Origin of the sequence: Pandoraea sp. E26 (assembly GCF_000681415.1) — a bacterium.
GTDB classification, from domain to species: domain Bacteria; phylum Pseudomonadota; class Gammaproteobacteria; order Burkholderiales; family Burkholderiaceae; genus Pandoraea; species Pandoraea pnomenusa.
The window spans coordinates 131,606-150,979 of the sequence record NZ_AYXJ01000034.1 but is presented as its reverse complement, the minus strand read 5'-3'; the positions used below and the strand labels follow the sequence as shown (position 1 = coordinate 150,979).

The following is a 19,374-nucleotide window of genomic DNA, read 5'->3' as shown; positions in this document are numbered from 1 at the left end:
AGCACATGAAAGACGAAATACAGCAAGGACGGCGCGATCTGCTAAAGCTTTGCGGCGCGCTCGCCGGCAGTACCGTCGCGCCCGCACTGCTGGCGCCCGTTGCGGGGATCGCCAGCGCGGCGGACCCCCGCAAGGCGACGTCGAACGAGGAATACATTCTGCGCGGGGGGTATGTGTTGACGATGGACTCGTCGCTCGGCGAACTCCCATCCGGCGATGTGCATGTGAAGGCAGGAAGGATCGTCGCCGTTGCCCCACGCATCGACATGCGGGACGTGCGCATCGTCGACGCGAGCCGCAAGATCGTGATGCCGGGCTTCGTCGACACCCATCAGCATCTGTGGACGAGCGTGCTGCGGGGTTCGCTGCGCGGCGACGATCCGAAGTTCGGCTATTTCCCGAGCAAGGCGCGCGCCGGCGCGGTCATGACACCGGACGACTTCTATCACTCGGTGCGCTTTGGTGTGGCGCAGAACCTCGCGTCGGGCATCACGACGGTGCACGACTTCTGCCATAACGTGCCATCTCCCGCACACGCGGATGCGGACATGCAGGCGCTCGAGGATCTCGGCGTACGCGCGCGCTTCTCATACGGCAGGTTCGGCGAGCCGTCGACCCGACCGATGGACTGGCAGGACGTCGAGCGCGTGCGTCGGACCATCGTGCCCAAGCGCTCGCGCCTGACGCTGGGGGTGGTCGTCGCGCCGACCACGGACAACAACGGCACGATGCGCCAGAGCGTTTTCGACGATCTGAGCGTGTCGATGGCGCACATCCAGGCCATGAATCTGCCGTACACGCTGCACTACGGCAATCTGACGCATGGCATCGTCGATGTCATGGCAAGGCATGGATGGCTCGGTGCCGATCTTCTGCTCGTGCATCCGCAGGGCTTCACGGCAGCCGAGCGCGAAACACTCGTCGCATCGAACGTCAATATCAGCATCGCACCGGTCATCGAGCTGCAATACTCGACCGTACGAAGTGGCTACACACAGTTCGCGGAAATGGAGGCGCTTCACGCGCGCATGGGGATCTCGATCGACTCGTCGGCGGCGTCGGCCAACGCGAACTTCTTCAATGAAATGCGGGCGTTGCTGTGGGCGCACAAGGCGCGAGGCACGCAGGTGCCGCTCACCCCGCGCCGGCTGGTCGAACTCGCGACCATCGACGGTGCGAGAGCGCTCAATCTCGCCGACCGCACGGGGTCGCTCACGCCGGGCAAGCAGGCCGACATCGTCCTCGTTCGCATGGACGATCTCGATATCGCGCCCGTGGTCGATCCGTTCAACTCGCTGGTGTACTCGGCGCAGCCCGACAACGTGGACACGGTGATCGTGGACGGTCGTGTGCTGCGCCGGGACGGCAAGTTCGTGTCGATCGACACCGATGAGATCATTCGCGACGCCACGCGTTCGGCGCAACGTCTGAGGAAAGCGGCGGGACTGGCGTGAGCGGTGGTTCCTCCACGGCCGGGCGCGGCGATCCTACTCCACCCCGAAATGACCGCGCTCGTTGATTTCCCGGATCAGCGCCCTGAGCGCACCGACGATGCGTTCGGTCAGCCCTTGTGGCGGCCGGTGCTGCGCCCACACCAGCCCCACATCCATCGACGGCACGCCGATACTGAGATCTCTTCGAAGAATGCGTCCCCCGTCGATGGACCAGGGCCGGTAGACGAGATCGGAAAGAATCGACACGCCATACCCCTGCGCCACGAGGCTTCGGATCGACTCGATCGAACGCGTTCGAAAATGCGCCGCCGGGTCTACGTTGGCTGCACGCCAGTACCGCTCCACCGTCTGCACGTGCTCGTCCATGTCGAGCAGGATGAAGCGGTGCTCACGCACGTCGTCCAGCGTGACGGACGGCAGATCGAGCAGCGGATGGCCCGGACTCGCCCAAAGTCGGCGCGTCGAACGCAGCAACGTTTGCGACACGAGGCCATGGGCGACGACGTTCGAGACGAGCAATAGCGCGAGGTCCACGTCACCACCGAGCACGGCGTCTTCCAGTTCGTGACGCACGCCTTCGATCAGCGTCAATTCGACATTCGGAAATCGCTTGGACAGCATGCTCGCCACCGACGGCAGCAAATACGCGGAGATGGTTTCCGTCACCGCCAGTCGCAGCGTCCCGCCGGCATCGTCCGGCAAGGTGCGCGCCTCGTGAAGCGCATCGTCGGTGGCATTGAGAATGCGATAGGCGTGACGCAGGAAACGCTCGCCGGCATCGGTAAGCCGAAGGCCCTTCGCATGCCGTACGAACAGTGGCGTTCCTACGATGACCTCCAGATTTTTCAGCGCGATCGTCAGTGACGACTGCGATGCACTGCAGCGCTCCGCCGCGCGCATCACCTGCCCGGTTTCGGCCACGGCGACGAAATACTCCACCTGACGAATTGTCGGTTTCATTGAAAATATCAATATTGCAAACTATATTTTTTATATTAGTAATAAAACCATGCCCTGTATAGCCTGATCGCATCGACATTCAATGAGATGCATGGGACATGGTTCAGGAGGTCAAGTCCGGGTTTTGCACACTGTGCAGATCACGTTGCGGCACGCTCAATCGCGTGGAAAACGATGCGCTGATCGCTGTGGAGCCCGATCCCTCGCACCCGAACGGCGCCGCCATGTGCCGCAAGGGGAAAGCCGCCCCCGAGCTTGTGCATCATCCCGATCGACTCACCACGCCCTTGCGCCGCACCGCGCCGAAGGGCGCCGCGGATCCGGGGTGGCAGCGCATCTCGTGGGACGAAGCGCTGACCGAAATCGCACATCGGCTGGGCGATATCCGACGCGAAAGCGGCGCTCATGCCGTTGCCTTCGGCGTCACGACCCCGAGCGGCACGCCGCTGTCGGACAGCATCGACTGGATCGAACGTTTCGTTCGCGTCTTCGGCAGTCCCAACACGGTCTACGCAACGGAAATCTGCAACTGGCACAAGGACTTCGCGCACGCGTTCACCTTCGGGTGCGGCATGCCCACCGCCGACTACGCGCACGCCGACGTCATCATGCTCTGGGGGCACAATCCGACCAGCACGTGGCTGAGCCAGGCGAATGCGATCGCACGAGGCCGCGCGCGCGGCGCGCGCCTGCTCGTCGTCGATCCGCGCAAGACACCGTTGGCTGCCGACGCCGACGCATGGTTGCCGGTGCGCCCAGGCGCGGACGCCGCGCTGGCGCTCGGACTGGCTCGTCGGCTGATCGACCAGAATCGCTACGACGCGAAATTCCTGCGTCGCTGGACGAACGGCCCGCTGCTGGTGCGGGGCGACAATGGTCACTTCCTGCGCGCTCGCGATATCGCGCACGGCGATGAGCCCAGCGATGACTTCGTGATCTGGCGCGCGGACATGGGCGCACCGCATGCCTACGACACCGCGCAGTCCATGAGTGCCGCCGATGCCGACGGCGCCGCGCTCAGGGGGGCGTTCCGCGTCACGCTCAGGGACGGCACGTGTCTGGAGTGTCGGCCCGCCTTCGATCACCTTTGTGAAGCGCTCGCGCCCTATGACGCCGACGCCGTCCAGTCGCTTTGTGGCGTATCGCCGGAGCAACTGGACGCCGCCGCGGGATTGTTCTCGGGCACACAACGTGTGGCGTACCACGCCTGGTCGGGCGTTGCGCAACATGCGAATGCCACCCAGATCGAGCGCGCGATCGCCGTGCTGTACTCCCTGACCGGCAGCTTCGATCGGCGCGGCGGCAACCGGGTGATGACGCGCCAGCCGGTGAATCCCGTTGCGGAGCATGATCTGTTGAGTCCGGCGCAGCAAGCCATGGCGCTCGGTATCGACGAGCGGCCGCTGGGTCCTCCCGCGCGTGGATGGGTCACGGCACGCGACACGTATCGCGCCATTCTCGATGGCGTACCGTATCGCGTCCGGGCCATGTTCTGTTTCGGAACCAATGTGCTCGCCTCGCAAGCCGATTACGAGATGGCCCGGCGAGCGCTCGAATCATTGGAGTTCCACGTGCATTGCGATCTGTTCGAGACGCCGTCGGCCCGCTATGCCGACATCGTCTTGCCGGTCAACACGCCGTGGGAACGTGAAGGCCTGCGAGCGGGGTTCGAGATCGACGATCGGGCGGACGCGCTTATACAGCTTCGTCAGCGCATGGTGGCCCCGCGCGGCGAATCGCGCAGCGACAACGACATCGTGTTCGATCTGGCGGTTCGCCTGGGTATGGGCGACGCGTTCTTCGGCGGTAACCTGGAGGCGGGCTGGAATTATCAGTTGGCGCCAACGGGACTCGACGTGCAAACGCTGCGCGCGCACCCCGAGGGCATGGCCCGTCCCCAGCCGCAGTTCGAGCGTAAGTACGCCAAGATCGAATCGGGCCGGGTGAAGGGGTTCGCCACCGAAACGCGCCGGGTGGAGCTCTACTCGGAGCAACTGCTACGGCACGGCTACTCGCCGGTTCCCGTGCATGTGAAATCGATTCCGGCGTCAGAAGACGAAGCCCGCCGCTTCCCGCTGCTGCTTGGCTCGGCCAAAAACGGCTATTACTGCCACAGTCAGCATCGGGGTCTGGCAAGCCTTCGTGCTCGTGCGCCGGATCCCGTCGTCCACGTCAGTTCTTCCCTCGCAGATCGCAGGCAGATCGCGCAGGGCGACTGGGTGCGCGTCACCACACCGGCCGGTGTGGCCCGCTTCCGGGCCGCGCTCGATGAAGGGCTGGCTGACGATGTGCTGCTTGCCGAGTATGGCTGGTGGCAGGCATGCGACAGCGTCGGGCGTCCGGGATTCGCGATGGCCGGGGAGCTCGGCAGCAACTTCAACGCGCTCATCACCACCCGTGAGATCGACCCGATCAGCGGGTCGTCGCCGCTGCGCTCGTTCCGCTGCGACGTCGAGCGCGACCCGGCCAGCGATCCGGCGCGGCGTCCCTGGACCGGCATGGCGCCGTTCCGCATCGTGCAGACGTCGCCCGCGGCTCAGGGCGTGCGCGCCATCGCGTTCGAGCCGCTCGACGGGCTTGGGCTGCCCGACTACCTGCCCGCGCAGCACATCACCGTACGAGTGAAGATTCCGGGGCACGCCGAGCCGCTCACGCGCGCTTACTCGCTGACCGGACCCGACGTCGAGCGAGGGCGCCGCAGCTACCGGATTGCGGTGCGTCACCAGCAGGGCCGGACGGCAGACGGCCGATCTTCGGAGGGCATCGTCTCGAGCTGGCTCAACACCGGTGCGCGCGTGGGCGACGTCGTGGAGATCGGCGCGCCGTCCGGCCGCTTCGTGATCCCCGTGCGGACGCGGCAGCCTCTCGTCTTTTTCGCCGGCGGCATCGGCATTACGCCGTTCCTGTGCCATCTCGAATCGCTCGCCGAGCGCATGGACGATGCGGGACACGAGCCCCCGGAGGTTTGGCTGCACTACGCCAATCGCTGCGGCGACACGCACGCATTTCGTGATCGACTGGCCGATCTGGCGCGACGTGTGCCGAGTGTCCATATCCTCAATTACTACGACGCCCCCGGCACGGACGATCGTGCTGGCATCGACTATGTATCGACCGAACGCGTCTCGGCCGCCGTGGTCTCCGACGCGCTGATCGCCCGTCGTGCGCGCTTCTACCTGTGCGGCCCGGAGCCGATGATGGCGTCCGTCATGGCAGGGCTGGCCGCCCGAGGCGTCCCCGCGCACGACATGTTCAAGGAAGCGTTCCGCTCGCCGGGCGCTCCGCGCGTCGACGCGAACGCGGCATGGCCCGTCAGATTTTCCCGCTCGAACAAGGAAGGCCTATGGACACCGGCACACGGCAGCCTGCTGTCGTTTGCCGAATCGCTTGGCCTGTCGCCGCCCAGCGGTTGCCGCGTCGGTCAGTGCGAGAGCTGCGCGGTGAGGGTGCTGGCCGGTGAGATCGACCACCTGGCCGATGTCGCGTTGGACGAGCCCGGCATGTGCCTGAGTTGTCAGGCCATACCGCGCAGCGCCGTCGTCATCGACGCCTGAAGATTCATTGCCACGAAAGAACGGAGTCATCCCCATGAAACACATCGACGCCGCCGCCACGCGCGCCGCCCTTCCCTTCGGTCCGCTGCTCGACGCGCTGCGCACCATGTTCGTAGAGGGCTGCGAAGTCCCGCTGCGCCATACGCACGTCATTTCCGGCGGCGCTACCGGCGGCGCTACCGGGGGCACTGCCGAAGCGGCTACGACAGTGCTGATCATGCCCGCGTGGCAGCCGGGCGGGTATCTGGGCATCAAGACCGTCAACATCGCGCCGGGTAATGGTCGGCGCGGCATCCCGGGGCTGCACTCGACCTATTTGCTGTACGACGCGACGACCGGCGCACCGCTCGCGCAGATGGACGGAGACGAGATCACCTCGCGCCGTACGGCGGCAGCCTCCGCGTTGGGTGCGTCGTATCTGTCCAGGGACAATGCATCGCACCTCGCGCTGCTCGGCGCAGGACGCGTCGGATCGCTCGTGCCGGCCGCGCATCGCGCGGTGCGACCGATCACGCACGTGACCGTATGGGATCGAGATGCCGACGCCGCGGCACGCCTGGTCGCGCGGCTTCAAACCGACGGACTGAATGCGCGTGCCTGCACGAGCGCCAAAGCCGCCGTGGAAGGCGCGGATATCGTGACTTGCGCGACGCTGGCCACGGAGCCGGTGGTGCAGGCGGCCTGGTTGGCGCCGGGTGCCCACCTCGACCTGATCGGAAGTTTCACGCCGCAGATGCGCGAAGCGGACGACGCCTGCTTCGCCGGGGCGACGCTGTTCGTCGATACCGACGAGGCGCTCGCGAAGTCGGGTGAGCTGCTCGGGCCGATGTCCCGTGGCGTGTTCTCGGCGGCCGACGTGCGCGGCACGCTGGCCGACCTCTGCCGCGGCGGACGGGTCCGGCGCGGCAGCGACGACGAGCGCACGGTGTTCAAGGCGGTGGGCACGGCGCTCGAGGACCTCGCGGCGGCCACGCTCGTGTGGCGCGCGAGCCAAGCCGCCTGAACGCCTCGACGACGACGCCTCCACGCATGGAACATCAGGCTCACAGACCAGTGGTAGTACGCAATACCCATACAGAGGAACGCACGACATGAAATCGGGAAACTCACTATCGAACACGCTACCGTCGCCGGAGGAAGGCGGCTTTCTCGAGCGACTGGCGGCATCGGTCACACGTTGGTCGGAACGCTGGTTTCCCGACGCGTATCTGTTTGCCGCGCTGGCCGTTATCGTATGTGCCGCCGGCGCGCTCGCGATCGGCGTACCCGCGGCGAAGGTCGGGGTGGCCTTCGGAGACGGCTTCTGGAGCCTGATTCCGTTCACGATGCAAATGGCGATCGTGGCCATTTCCGGTTATGTCGTGGCGGTTTCTCCACCGGCCGCGATGCTGATCCGCAGGATGGCCGCCTTGCCCCGCAGCGGTCGCAGCGCGGTGGCGTACGTGGCCTTCGTGAGCATCGCGCTCTCACTGTTCAACTGGGCAATCAGCCTGGTGTTCAGCGGCCTGCTGGTGCGCGCCATTGCGCGTCGGGACGACATTCGCATGGATTACCGGGCGGGGGGCGCGGCCGCCTACCTCGGCATGGGGGCGACCTGGGCACTGGGGCTCAGCTCCTCCGCGGCGCAGTTGCAGGCCAACCCGGCCAGCCTGCCCAAGGCGCTGGTCGAAATCACGGGCGTGATTCCGTTCTCGGAGACTATCTTCCTGCCGCAGTCGATGGCGATCGCGGCCGTGTTGACGGTCGTCTCGGTCATCCTCGCTTACTATTCGGCACCGCGCGATGCCCGCGCCAAAGTCGCCGCTGATCTGGGGGTGTCGCTGGACGACACGACCAAGACGTATGTGCGGCCACAGCGTCCGGGCGAATGGCTCGAATACAGTCCGCTCGTCACGGTCCTGATCGTTGCGCTGGGGCTGGTGTGGATCGGTAACGAGTTCACGACGAAGGACCCGCTCATCGCGATTTCGAACCTGAACACCTATAACTTCGTCTTCCTGATGCTGGGCATGCTGTTGAACTGGCGCCCGCGCCGCTTCCTCGACGCCATCGCCAGGTCGGTGCCGTCCGTGGCGGGGGTACTCATTCAGTTCCCGCTGTATGGCGGCATTGCCTATCTGCTCACGAAAGCACCCGGCATCGACGGGCAGACCCTGTCTCACCATCTGTCGAGTTTCTTCGTGGCCGTCTCGTCGCAGGCGTCGTTCCCCGGCGTGATGGGCGTGTACTCGGCGGTGCTGGGCTTCTTCGTGCCCTCGGGCGGCGGCAAGTGGATCATCGAGGCGCCCTACGTGATGCAGGCCGCGAACGATCTGCACGTGCACCTTGGCTGGGCCGTAACGGTGTACAACGCCGCCGAAGCGCTGCCGAATCTCATCAACCCGTTCTGGATGTTGCCGCTGCTTGGCGTGCTGGGTCTGCGCGCGCGTGACGTGGTCGGCTACACGTTCACGCAACTGCTGGTGCACTTCCCGGTGGTCATCGTCATGCTCTGGTGGCTCGCCCGAACGCTCGAGTATCGCCCGCCGGTCATGCCGTGAGCGTCCGGACGTCCGGACGTGGCTCCGAGAGCGGGAATCGGCGGGTGCCGTGTGATTTCTCCGCCGGCAAGGCAAGTGCCACCCTCGCGGGCGTCCTCCGGTGCGTCCGCAGGTTGGTTGGAGTATCTGTAGTGTTACCATATGCGCCCGTTGGCGATGACAACGCTAACTCATTGATTTTTCTGCGTACGTGGCCGTGTTGAATCGGCGCTGCGGGAGCTTCGAAGCGATGTTGAAGCCAGCCGGCAGTACTGACGCGGGACGGAAACTGGAGAAGGCCTTGAAGTGAATTCAAGGCCTTTTCTTTTACCCAACGCACTTTTTTGATTGAAGGGAACACCATCTTGGCATCATCGGAACACGATCAGCACCGCGACGGCGGCAAGGCGGGCGCGCCTGCGCCGGGGGAATTGCGCCGTACGTTGTCGGCGCGCCACCTGACGATGATCGCGGTGGGCGGGTCCATCGGGACCGGCCTGTTCGTGGCCTCCGGCGCCACCATTGCACAGGCCGGGCCCGGCGGCGCCTTGCTCGGCTACGTCCTGATCGGTCTCATGGTCTATTTCCTGATGACCAGCCTCGGCGAACTGGCTGCGGCCATGCCGGTCTCGGGCTCGTTCTCGACCTATGGCGCACGCTACGTCGAGGAGGGATTCGGCTTCGCGCTGGGCTGGAACTACTGGTACAACTGGGCCGTCACCGTGGCGGTCGACCTGGTGGCGGCGCAACTGGTCATGGCGTACTGGTTTCCGCACGTGCCGGGCGTCTATTGGAGCGCGCTGTTCCTCGCCATCACCTTCGGGCTCAACGCCCTTTCGGCCCGCGGCTTCGGCGAAGCGGAATTCTGGTTCGCGCTGGTCAAGGTGATCGCCGTGCTGGCCTTCGTGGCGATGGGCGTGATGATGCTGCTCGGCATCATCCGTGGCGGTGAAGCCGGCGGAGCGGTCAACTGGACGGTGGGCAACGCACCCTTCGCGGGAGGCTTCGCCGCATTGATCGGTGTGGCGATGGTCGTGGGCTTCTCATTCCAGGGAACCGAACTCATTGGCATTGCCGCGGGCGAATCCCAGGACCCCGCGCGCAATCTGCCGCGCGCCGTGCGTCAGGTGTTCTGGCGCATCCTGCTGTTCTACGTGGCGGCCATTCTGGTCATCGGCCTGCTCATCCCGTACACCGACCCGCATCTGCTGCGCAACGACGTGACCGATATCAGCGTGAGCCCGTTTGCGCTGATCTTCGAGCGCGCCGGGCTGCTGGGCGCGGCGTCGATCATGAACGCCGTGGTGCTCACATCGGTGCTCTCGGCAGGCAACTCGGGCATGTACGCGGCCACCCGCATGCTCTACAGCCTCGCGCGCGATGGGAAGGCGCCGCGCGTGTTCGCCCATGTCTCGCGCAACGGCGTGCCCCTCTGGGCGCTGTTCGCCACCGCCGCCGTGGCCGCGCTGTGCTTCTTTACCTTCGTGTTCAGCCCCAACGCGGTCTACATCTGGCTGCTCAACACGTCTGGCATGACCGGCTTCATCGCATGGCTGGGTATCGCCATCAGCCACTACCGGTTCCGTCGCGGTTATCTGAAACGGGGCGGCGATCTGGCCAACCTGCCCTACGTGTCGCCGTTCTTCCCTTTCGGACCGATCTTCGCATTCGTGCTGTGCCTCACCATCACGCTGGGACAGAACTACGAGGCGTTCCTGCAAGACCGGATCGACTGGGGCGGCGTGGTTGCCACTTACATCGGCATTCCGCTGTTTCTCCTGATCTGGGCGGGTTACCGACTGGCGCGCCGCACGCGCTTCGTGAAGTACGCGGACATGAAATTTCCGGACGCGCGTCCGCGCCCGCGACAAACGCCCCCGATTTCCGACGCGGCGCCCGAGATGTCCTGAGCACGGGGTCGGCTACGCCGAGGCCCTTCTGAAAAAGCCCCACGAGTCCTTCGGCGCGTGGGGCTTTCAATTGCGGGCAGCGCTCGTCGGCGCCGGGACTAGTGACTGATCATCCAGGGCCTGCCGCCGGGGCGCTTGAGGCCCCCGGACGCGTCCTTTCCCGCGCCTGCGAGCGTCACCTTTGCGCCCGAGCAACAACTGCACCCCGGCCGGTGGTGACGCGCCGGGCCATCGCGCGACTGGCGCGGCGCATTGGCCGCCCGCTCGTTCGTCGCGTGCGCGGCGCGGCTGGCACTGCCCATCAACGCCAGCGACGGTGCCGTCACCACGCGCGTTCCCTCGTTACCGCAGTCCGGGCAATGGCATGCGGCGTCGCGATCGGCAATGCGTCGCATCACCACGAACGGGCCACAGTCCGCGCATTCGAAATCGTAAATCGGCATGTTGTCGTCCTCCGTCTGTCGCGATGCATCACGACTTCACGAGATCGGGGGAGCACGGCATGTCCACCCCACCCACCCCGCTCTTCACGTGCTGGATCGGCCCATCGGCATTCGGACGAATGTCGAAGTCGAAGATCTGCGTGGGCAGCCACAACGTGGCGCACGCATTCGGAATATCGACGACCCCGCTGATATGACCCTGCACCGGTGCGCATCCGAGCAGCGAGTACGCCTGCGCGCCTGAGTAGCCGAACTTCTTCAGGTACTCGATCGCATTCAGACACGCCTGGCGGTAAGCCACCGTCACGTCGAGATAGTGCTGCCCGCCCTGCTCGTCGACGGAGATGCCTTCGAAGATCAGGTAGTCGTTGTAGGCGGGCGTGATCGGACTCGGCTGGAACACCGGATTGCGAATGCCGTACTTCGCCATCCCGTCCTTGATGACATTCACGCGCATGTGCACCCAGCCGGCCATTTCGATCGCGCCGCAGAACGTGATCTCGCCGTCGCCCTGGCTGAAGTGAAGGTCGCCCACCGACAATCCGGCGCCATCCACATACACGGGAAAGAACACCTTCGAACCCCGCGACAGATCCTTGATGTCGCAATTGCCGCCATGCTCGCGCGGCGGCACGGTGCGCGCGCCGGCGGCTGCGGCCTTGTCCCGGGCCGCTCCCGTGAGCTTGCCCATGTGCGCGGTCGCGGCAAAGGGGGGATTCGCCAGCGGCGGCACGCGCTGCGGGGCGGTCGCGATCAGTCCGGTCTCGCGAGCGTTCCAGGTTTCGAGCAGCTTGGGGTCCGGCAGGCAGCCGATCAAGCCCGGATGAATCAGGCCGGCAAAGCTCACGCCCGGAATGTGACGCGAACTCGTGTACAGCCCGTGGAAATCCCAGATCGACTTCTGCGCGTGCGGGAAATGATCGGTGAGAAATCCGCCACCGTTCGTCTTGGAGAAAAAACCGTTGAAGCCCCACTGACTGTCCGGCTTGGCTCCGATGTCCAGCAGATCCACCACCAGCAGATCGCCGGGCTCCGCCCCCTTCACGCCCACCGGCCCCGACAGGAAGTGCACGATCGACAGGTCGATGTCGCGCACGTCGTCCGCGCTGTCGTCGTTCTTGATGAAGCCGCCCGTCCAGTCGTAGGTCTCGAGGATGAAGTCGTCGCCGGGCTTGACCCAGCACGCCATCGGAATGTCCGGGTGCCACCGATTGTGCACCTGTTCGTTTTCGTATGCGGACTGGTTCAGGTCGACCTTGATGAGGGTTTCAGCCATGCGCTCGCTCCTGGTTTCAAATGCCGGCGGAAGACGCCGACGATCTAATGGGCGCCATCCGGCGCCGGTTTTGCACGCAGAGGTAATCGAGGACGTACGACATCTAAGGCAAATTACTTTGCACTACACCGGATCACAGCATAAACCGTCGCATGTGCCAGACATTATTTCTTTTACTATCGTCTCGCGATCCTAATTGATGTTCGGATGCCATGTCGTGCGCAGCGCCCGGCCGGATGACACATTCAGAATTGGCGAAATCGGATAGCGAATTCGCAAGATGAGGTGCGATAAGCATGGCAGCGTGAGCCGTTCGCTGCCAAGGAGATCGCGATATGCCGCCGTTGCCCATCCCGGATATCAGTCTGGTACCACCGTCCGACATGGAAGAGTCGTGCCGCTCGAGCGCGACGCCCGACATCGGATGGCCGCTCGATGGCGTGGCCAACGTGCCGGAACCGGCGTGGTCGCTTCCCTTCCCTCCGGTGTCGGTGGATACCGATACGGCATTTCAGTTTCAGACGGATTTTCTGGGGTTCGCACACGACATCCCGGAGGACTTCGTGGCGCATTGGGCGCAGGCGGTTCGCCATGGCGGCGGTACCCCCGGTTGGCAGGCGTTCGTCAGGTACTGGATGGCACGAATGCCCGGTGACGATAAGCGCTACGCGCTTTTTCAACATTTGATTCGTAACTTCGACCGGCTCGAGATCCATCTGCGGCTTGCGGCGCTGGAGTGCGTGCTCACTGACGGTCCCGATGGACGCGCCGCAGTGTTGCGCCATTGGCGGCGGCTTGGACTCGGAAGATTCGCGCGAGCGCACTGGCCGACAGTGCGTCGTCTGTTGCGCGACGCCGCGATGGCGCGGTGAATCTGGCGCCGCCGATTCAGACGCGGGCGGGTCGATGTCCCGCAAAGCGCGCTGGGCATCGGCCCGGCAGGGTACGGAAAATGAAAGTCGAGCGAGTGTAACGCAAAGGGCGTTATCGATCCGGTGACAGGATGGTTCTTCCTTCCACCGTATGGAGATCGACCATGAATCCTGCGCAGAACACCGGCTTTTCAGCCATTCCCTTTGCGGTCCCGGACGTGCGTGGCGCCGAAGGTCCAGTGCCGGGTGCCGGCGCGTTTCATGAATTCGTCGACGACATGGCAGGCGTTGGCCACGCTCCCGTCGGCATTGCGGGTTCACCAGGTTTCACGGAGTCTGAACTTATCGAAATCGCTTTCGGGAATTTGTGCCGGGCACTCAAGGAAGAATTCCATTACGCAATAAAGATTTGCAAGGACTTGCGCTGGCTGCGCGAGCTCCTTTGTGCGAGGGGCGAGCCCCCTGAAGCTGCGGCTTTGCGCCTGTTCGATGAGCTCAAGAGACTGCACGAGACGGACGTCCTTCACGCATTCAATATTCTGCTTCGGCTCCCGTCGTACGATTACGTGCCACTCGATTTGCATGCGGTCAAGGCGAAAACCTATGAGTGGAGCTGGATCAGTCAATTCCCGAATTACCTGTGGGTTTCCATGCGCGAAGCCGTGAGCAGTGCCATTGAAGGATCCGCCTCGAACGTCATCGCGCAGGCGATGCGTCATCCAGGCGATCACCCAGGGGCGTGACGACGCCAAAAAACGAAAAAGGCAGAAGACCTTTCGATCTTCTGCCTTTTTTAACCTTGGTGCCGACGGCGAGACTCGAACTCGCACAGCTTGCGCCACTACCCCCTCAAGATAGCGTGTCTACCAATTTCACCACGTCGGCTTTGTCCTGCAAGGGAGCGCGATTGTAACGGGAAAATCGACTTTTGTGAATGCCTCGCTCACGAAATCCCCTGCCGCCCGCGCCGGTTCCCTTCAGGCGGCGAGCCGCTTCGTGCCGCCGACGACGGACAACGACGGCGCATGTGCGCCGCCCGGGCCGCGCGACTCGAACGACTGACTGTCGCGCAGGCGGAAGCGCGCCACGGTCTCGGCCAGCATGCGAGCCTGCTCGCTGAGCATGGCCGACGCTGCTGCCGACTCTTCCACCAGCGCCGCATTCTGCTGCGTGGCCTGATCCATTTCCGAGACTGACCGGTCGATCTGGCTGATGCCGGTGCTCTGCTCGGTCATCGCCCCGTGGATCTCGCTCACCAGACGCTGCACGCGGGCAATGCCGTCGACGATTTCATGCATCGTCGTGCCCGCCGCCTGTACCCGCTCGGTGCCGCTTTTCACGTTTTGCACCGATGTCTCGATGAGCGCCTTGATCTCCTGTGCGGCCGCCGCGCTGCGCTGCGCCAGCGTGCGCACCTCGCCGGCCACCACGGCGAAGCCGCGCCCCTGCTCGCCCGCGCGGGCGGCTTCGACCGCCGCGTTGAGCGCGAGAATGTTGGTCTGGAAGGCGATGCCGTCAATGACGCCAATGATTTCCGTGATGCGCTCCGACGATTGCGTAATCGCGGCCATGGTGCCCACGGCGTCGGTCACCACCTGACCGCCGCGGGCGGCGGCGGCGCTCGCGTCGTTGGCCAGACGCGTGGCGTGTTCGGCCGTGTCGGCGGTTTGTTTCACGCTGGAGGTGAGTTCCGTGAGCGCGGACGACGTCTCCTGCAGCGAACCGGCAGAGGCCTCGGTGCGCTGCGACAGGTCGCGGTTGCCCATTTCGATCTCGCTGGTGGCCGAGGTCATCGACGACACGCCGGAGCGCACGTCGAGCATGACCGAACTGATCTTGTCCACGAAGGCGTTGAACGACTTCGAGATCTGCGCCACTTCGTCGTGGCCGATCACGTCAAGACGCTGCGTCATGTCGCCGTCGCCCGAACCGATGGTATCCATCGCGTCGCGTACGATCGACAGGCGCTTGAAGGCGCGCGACGTGAAGATCGTGGCGATGACCAGCGCGAGCAAGGTCAGCACCACCAGCGTGACGACCGTGGCGGTGAGCACGCGCGTCAGGCCGGCGGTTGCTTCCGCGCGGTCGAGTGCGACCACGAGGTACCAGTCGGTGCCGGGAATGCGCTTCGCCCGGAGCAGCTTCGGTGCGCCGGCGAGCGTCATTTCCACCGGCGCCGCCCCATTCGCGGCCATACCCGGCAGCGATTCGGCGGTCAGTTGCGGTGCGACTTCGGTGGAGGGCTTGAGCGAGAACTTGTTGTCCGGGTGGGCGATCACCTGCCCGTCGCTGGCCACCACGAGCGCAAGGCTCGACGGTGTGGGATGTACCGCCTTGATGATGTCCTGCACGCCGGTCAGGGCGACCGCCCCGCTCACCGCGCCGGCGGTCTGGCCGTCGCGCACGATCGGCGCGGTGAAAGCCACGTACGGAATGCCCGTCGACGAATCGCCATAGGGCTTGGTGACGGTAAGTTTGCCAGCCGAAACGGCACTCTTGTACCAGGGGCGAGCGGTCGGGTCGTAGTCTGCCGGCGTGGGCGCGGTGGAGAAGAACGTCTTGTCCGACCAGCCGACGCTGGTGATCGGGAAGTCGTTGGTCTTGCCCATGAGCTTGACGAGGCCCGCGGGATCGCCCTTTTCCACGACCTGCGACGTGGCGACGACAGCCTGCGCCTTGTCGGCCGACCAGCGATCGATGGCACTGGCGTTGCCGTCGGCCACGGCCGAGAGCGTATCGTCGATGCTCGACATCATGCTCCCGCGCACGATCACGTACGTCGTGACGCCTGAGAGAATCAGCGCGCCCACCACCGTCAGGCAGGCAATGAGCAGAATCCGGGTTCGCAGGGAAGTGACTTTCATGGGCGATCTTCGATAGGCTCGCATGCGAGCCGTGGGGTCGGGGGGGGCAACCGCTCGGCGCGGGACTTGCGGTGCCCTCGCGTGGAGACAGTGCTGCGCTACTCCCTCGCTTACGGCCGCGCGGGGCGGGAACTTTAGTGAGCGAAAGTCAATGCGCCCGCGTTGCGTTTCAACCGTCGATGCCGAGGCATACACCGGGCGCCCCTCGGATTCGTCTCAATGCTTGTCGTCGACGAAGGGCGACCCGGTATCGCGCTTGCCGTTGCGAAGCGCCAGGCGGGCCTCGTTCGCGAGGGCTTCGTAGCGCTTGCGAAAGCGCGCGAGCTCCTTCTCGTCAAGCTCCTCGAGGTCGAGCAAGGCGTTATGCGCCCCTTCCATGGCCCGGATCAGCTCATCGAGCTTGATGTGCATGGCCGCCGTGTCGCGGTTCTGGGTGTTCTGGAATGTCACAAGCGACGGCCGCCATCGATGAGCGGTTGTCGTCGCTTGCGGTCGCCGAATACGGCCAGCGGATCACCCCGCGAATATCCCAAGCGTTCTCGACGGGTGGCCCGATGCCAAAATCCGGTGTCAACAACTGAAAGTGTGCCGCGTTTTCGGTGCCAATCTGAAATACCAACCTACCTGAGGAGTCGAGTCATGGGCATTGTTTCAGAGATGGAAGTGCGCGGCATCCCGCCTGCTCCGGCGTTCATCGAGCCGCATGCGCCGGCGCAGGGTGGCGTCGCCTGCGATCTGTCGCGCGTGACACACTCGGCCACCGCACGTTTTGATGGCGACGCCGCACCGCTGCGTACACGCAAGGGCGCCTCGGTTGCCGGTGCCGCAAGCAACGATTCCGTGGAAGTCGCATACACGGAATTGCGCAAGGACTGGCATGCGGCGGCGAATAGCGAAAGCCGATGGTCATCCATGCGGGCGGTTCGGGTCCCCGCCTCGTTCAACAGCTTGAGCGAGATCGAGAAACGTCGGTGTGTGCAGTGGATCGTTGACGAGGCCGTCGGACTCAACCGGAACAATTTCTGGAAGGCGCTGATGTTGACGCGCGCCCTGGGGCCGTATTACCGAGGGACGATCAGCCGCCGGGACTATAACGACTTCAGCCGCATGGGGTCCTCGACCGGCGCAGACGGCACCTATATTCGCGGCCAGATGACGAGCTATGGGATGGTCAGGGATTACTACGCCGCCGCAATGCCGGCCACGGCTTCGGTCACGGAGGATCAGGAGGATAGCGCTGCGGTAGCGTCGGTACGCTCGGGCACTGCGGCCGAAGGCGCCTCATTTCCTGCCGGCGTGCTGGTTCGAAGCCGCCTTTGACCCGGCAGCCAAGGTGACGCGTGCCGTTGCCGCCGGGGACCGCCGCGAGGTGAACCTGATGGTTTCGGCTCGCTGCGACCCGACATGACGGGATGGCGCTCGACGTAAATCTGTCGGCCCCCGGCTGGCCGATCAAGGACCGCTGGTCGCGACACTCGCGAGATCCGGGAATCGCAGCTGGGTGGCGTGGCAGCCTTCGGCCAGTTCGTCGTCATGCGTCGAAAAGAACACGCAACTGTTCTTGCCCAGCTCGCTGAAGAGATCGATCAGCACGCTGCGCGACGGACCGTCCAGGCCGCCGCTCGGTTCGTCGGCAAGGATCACGCGCGGCGAGCCGAATCGCGTGGCGCTCAGATAGAACTTCCGGCGCGTACCCAGTGACATCTGATCGAACCGCTTTTCCATGTGAGGCATCAAGCCAAAGCGCTCCACCCATTGCAGAACGTCCGCGCTCACATCGACTCGTCGCGCAGCCGCACGCTGCGCAAGAAACCCCATCCCCGTCTGCGCGGGCTCGGTCAGGCAATCGAACGGCACCACGGCCAGCGCGGCTTGCGCGGCGTCCGTCGCGCTCTGCATCGAATGCCCGTCGATCCAAACCCGGCCGCCGTGGGCATCGACCGTGCCCGCGAGCATGCCGAGCAGCGTGGTCTTGCCGCCACCGCCCTCGTCGCGCAATGCGAAGCAGCCGCAGTCGGCCTGAAACCCGAGGTTCTCGAACAGAGTGAAGTCGCCGAAACGTTGGGTGAGATGCGCGAAGCGGAGCAGGGGGCCGGGGCGTGTCATTTCAGATAGGCCTTGATCACGTGGAGGACAGGTGCCAATTCGGCTTCGCGATGCGCTTCATCGGACTCGTGAACGAGGTGATCGACCAGATGTCCTTCGATCACCGCGCCCATCAGACCGTTGACGGCGCCGCGAATGGCGGCAATCTGCTGGAGAATCTCCACGCAGTCGCCTTCCTCGCTCAACTGACGCTCCAACGCCTGCGTCTGCCCTTGTATGCGACGCACGCGTGCCAGCAATTTGCTCTTGTCCCGAATCGTGTGCACGGTCTGTCGCGCCCTCGCAATTTTTTGACGATCAATGTGCGAAAAATGCTAACACAAATATACTGTGGGGGAGTATATTCGCGATTCCCTGTTCAACTCGATCGAGCGTGGCGTCATGACGGAGTTCTCGACCCTTCTGCAGCAAGGCAACGCCTGGCTGTTCATCCCGAGCGCGATCCTGCTCGGCGCATTGCATGGTCTGGAGCCCGGCCATTCGAAGACGATGATGGCGGCGTTCATCGTCGCAATTCGCGGCACGGTCGGGCAGGCCGTGTTGCTCGGCCTCGCCGCCACGATCTCGCACACGGCGGTCGTGTGGCTCGTGGCCATGGCCGGCCTCTATTTCGGGCGCAATTGGAACGCGGAAGCTACCGAACCGTACTTTCAACTGGCGTCGGGTGTGCTGATACTCGGCGTGGCGGCGTGGATGCTCTGGCGCACCTGGCGCGATAACGCTCACGCGCACGGTCACAATCATGGGCACGACCACGACCACGACCACGACCACGACCACGACCACGACCACGACCACAGCCACGACCACGGCCACAGCCACGGCCACGGCCACGATCACGATCACGGGCATCCCCGCGATCAGCGCCCCGCCCAGCATCCGCATGCATCCGCCCAACCCGCCGGGCTCGCGCTGGCGGCTGATGAGTATCAGGACGCTCACGAGCGAGCTCACGCCCGCGACATTCAGCGGCGGTTCGCCGACCGCAATGTCACCACGGGGCAGATCGTGATGTTCGGACTGACGGGCGGGCTGGTGCCGTGTCCCGCGTCGATCACGGTGCTGCTGCTGTGCCTGCAACTGAAGCGTTTTGCGCTGGGCGCGGGCCTCGTCTTGTGCTTCAGCATCGGCCTGGCGCTGACGATGGTGGCCTCGGGAACACTGGCCGCGCTCAGCGTGCGACACGTGTCGCATCGATGGGGCGGGTTCGGCGAGTTCGCTCGCAAGGCACCCTACGTCTCCGGCGCGCTCATCGTTCTCGTAGGACTTTACGTGGCCTATCAGGGCGCGTCGCATCTGTTCTTCGGCGCTTGAAGCGACGCCAGCCGGGCGGGGCGCATGGACGCCATCGGCGCCGGACCGACGTGTGCGGCGCGTTGCCCCACGGTGTGCAAGAATCGGCTCATCCGGTATCGC

The 19,374-nt window shown here is 64.7% G+C and carries 15 protein-coding genes, 1 tRNA gene and 1 pseudogene; 9 read left to right on the top strand and 8 right to left on the bottom strand.

Annotated elements, in window-relative coordinates; genetic code table 11:
* Positions 1 to 5: 5 nt before the first annotated feature.
* Positions 6 to 1,454, top strand: coding sequence for an amidohydrolase family protein (locus tag W930_RS0121645; protein WP_023872688.1), 1,449 nt, complete (start codon positions 6 to 8; stop codon positions 1,452 to 1,454).
* A 33-nt stretch (positions 1,455 to 1,487) separates the two neighbouring features.
* Here W930_RS0121645 and W930_RS0121640 read toward each other — a convergent pair whose 3' ends face one another.
* On the bottom strand, positions 1,488 to 2,414 hold the full coding sequence (locus W930_RS0121640) for a LysR family transcriptional regulator (RefSeq protein ID WP_023598260.1): 927 nt from the start codon (positions 2,412 to 2,414) through the stop codon (positions 1,488 to 1,490).
* Between the two features lie 98 nt (positions 2,415 to 2,512).
* Here W930_RS0121640 and W930_RS0121635 point away from each other — a divergent pair, with 98 nt between their 5' ends.
* From W930_RS0121635 to W930_RS28410, 4 genes are all read left to right on the top strand, one after another.
* Positions 2,513 to 5,968, top strand: coding sequence for a molybdopterin-dependent oxidoreductase (locus W930_RS0121635; RefSeq protein ID WP_023872689.1), 3,456 nt, complete (start codon positions 2,513 to 2,515; stop codon positions 5,966 to 5,968).
* A gap of 34 nt (positions 5,969 to 6,002) precedes the next feature.
* Positions 6,003 to 6,971, top strand: coding sequence for an ornithine cyclodeaminase family protein (locus tag W930_RS0121630; protein ID WP_023872690.1), 969 nt, complete (start codon positions 6,003 to 6,005; stop codon positions 6,969 to 6,971).
* Positions 6,972 to 7,059: 88 nt separating this feature from the next.
* Positions 7,060 to 8,508 (top strand): short-chain fatty acid transporter, encoded by a 1,449-nt coding sequence (locus W930_RS0121625; RefSeq protein WP_023598257.1) that lies wholly within the window; start codon positions 7,060 to 7,062, stop codon positions 8,506 to 8,508.
* A 344-nt stretch (positions 8,509 to 8,852) separates the two neighbouring features.
* A complete protein-coding gene (locus W930_RS28410; RefSeq protein ID WP_023872692.1) occupies positions 8,853 to 10,397 on the top strand; it encodes an amino acid permease in 1,545 nt (514 codons plus the stop codon).
* 98 nt (positions 10,398 to 10,495) lie between these two features.
* On the opposite strand, the gene W930_RS0121615 is transcribed toward W930_RS28410, so the two are convergent.
* Both W930_RS0121615 and fmdA read right to left on the bottom strand, forming a co-directional pair.
* Positions 10,496 to 10,840, bottom strand: coding sequence for an FmdB family zinc ribbon protein (locus tag W930_RS0121615; protein ID WP_023872693.1), 345 nt, complete (start codon positions 10,838 to 10,840; stop codon positions 10,496 to 10,498).
* A 28-nt stretch (positions 10,841 to 10,868) separates the two neighbouring features.
* Entirely contained in the window at positions 10,869 to 12,116 is a 1,248-nt protein-coding gene (fmdA, locus tag W930_RS0121610) for a formamidase (RefSeq protein WP_023872695.1), read from the bottom strand.
* A gap of 335 nt (positions 12,117 to 12,451) precedes the next feature.
* Between fmdA and W930_RS0121605 the strand changes: the two genes are divergently transcribed.
* Both W930_RS0121605 and W930_RS0121600 read left to right on the top strand, forming a co-directional pair.
* On the top strand, positions 12,452 to 12,988 hold the full coding sequence (locus W930_RS0121605; protein ID WP_023598254.1) for a hypothetical protein: 537 nt from the start codon (positions 12,452 to 12,454) through the stop codon (positions 12,986 to 12,988).
* A 164-nt stretch (positions 12,989 to 13,152) separates the two neighbouring features.
* On the top strand, positions 13,153 to 13,731 hold the full coding sequence (locus W930_RS0121600) for a hypothetical protein (protein ID WP_023598253.1): 579 nt from the start codon (positions 13,153 to 13,155) through the stop codon (positions 13,729 to 13,731).
* 57 nt (positions 13,732 to 13,788) lie between these two features.
* On the opposite strand, the gene W930_RS0121595 is transcribed toward W930_RS0121600, so the two are convergent.
* The 3 genes and pseudogenes from W930_RS0121595 to W930_RS28400 form a co-directional block, all read right to left on the bottom strand.
* Positions 13,789 to 13,873 (bottom strand) — tRNA-Leu (locus tag W930_RS0121595).
* Positions 13,874 to 13,965: 92 nt separating this feature from the next.
* A complete protein-coding gene (locus tag W930_RS28405) occupies positions 13,966 to 15,852 on the bottom strand; it encodes a methyl-accepting chemotaxis protein (RefSeq protein ID WP_023872696.1) in 1,887 nt (628 codons plus the stop codon).
* Positions 15,853 to 16,068: 216 nt separating this feature from the next.
* Positions 16,069 to 16,296: pseudogene (locus tag W930_RS28400) on the bottom strand (low affinity iron permease family protein); the annotation flags it as partial.
* Between the two features lie 213 nt (positions 16,297 to 16,509).
* Here W930_RS28400 and W930_RS0121580 point away from each other — a divergent pair.
* Complete coding sequence (locus W930_RS0121580) at positions 16,510 to 17,172, top strand: hypothetical protein (protein ID WP_023872698.1); 663 nt, start codon at positions 16,510 to 16,512, stop codon at positions 17,170 to 17,172.
* 132 nt (positions 17,173 to 17,304) lie between these two features.
* On the opposite strand, the gene W930_RS0121575 is transcribed toward W930_RS0121580, so the two are convergent.
* Together W930_RS0121575 and W930_RS0121570 are read right to left on the bottom strand one after the other, a co-directional pair.
* Positions 17,305 to 17,958: an ATP-binding cassette domain-containing protein gene (locus W930_RS0121575; RefSeq protein ID WP_023598249.1), complete on the bottom strand. Its 654-nt coding sequence runs from the start codon at positions 17,956 to 17,958 to the stop codon at positions 17,305 to 17,307.
* Positions 17,955 to 18,224, bottom strand: coding sequence for a metal/formaldehyde-sensitive transcriptional repressor (locus W930_RS0121570; RefSeq protein ID WP_023598248.1), 270 nt, complete (start codon positions 18,222 to 18,224; stop codon positions 17,955 to 17,957). The genes W930_RS0121575 and W930_RS0121570 overlap by 4 nt, the downstream gene beginning before the upstream one ends.
* A 115-nt stretch (positions 18,225 to 18,339) precedes the next feature.
* Here W930_RS0121570 and W930_RS0121565 point away from each other — a divergent pair, with 115 nt between their 5' ends.
* Positions 18,340 to 19,272 carry a nickel/cobalt efflux protein RcnA gene (locus tag W930_RS0121565; protein ID WP_023872700.1) on the top strand — a complete coding sequence of 311 codons (933 nt, stop codon included), beginning with the start codon at positions 18,340 to 18,342 and terminating at the stop codon, positions 19,270 to 19,272.
* The last annotated feature ends 102 nt before the right edge of the window (positions 19,273 to 19,374 follow it).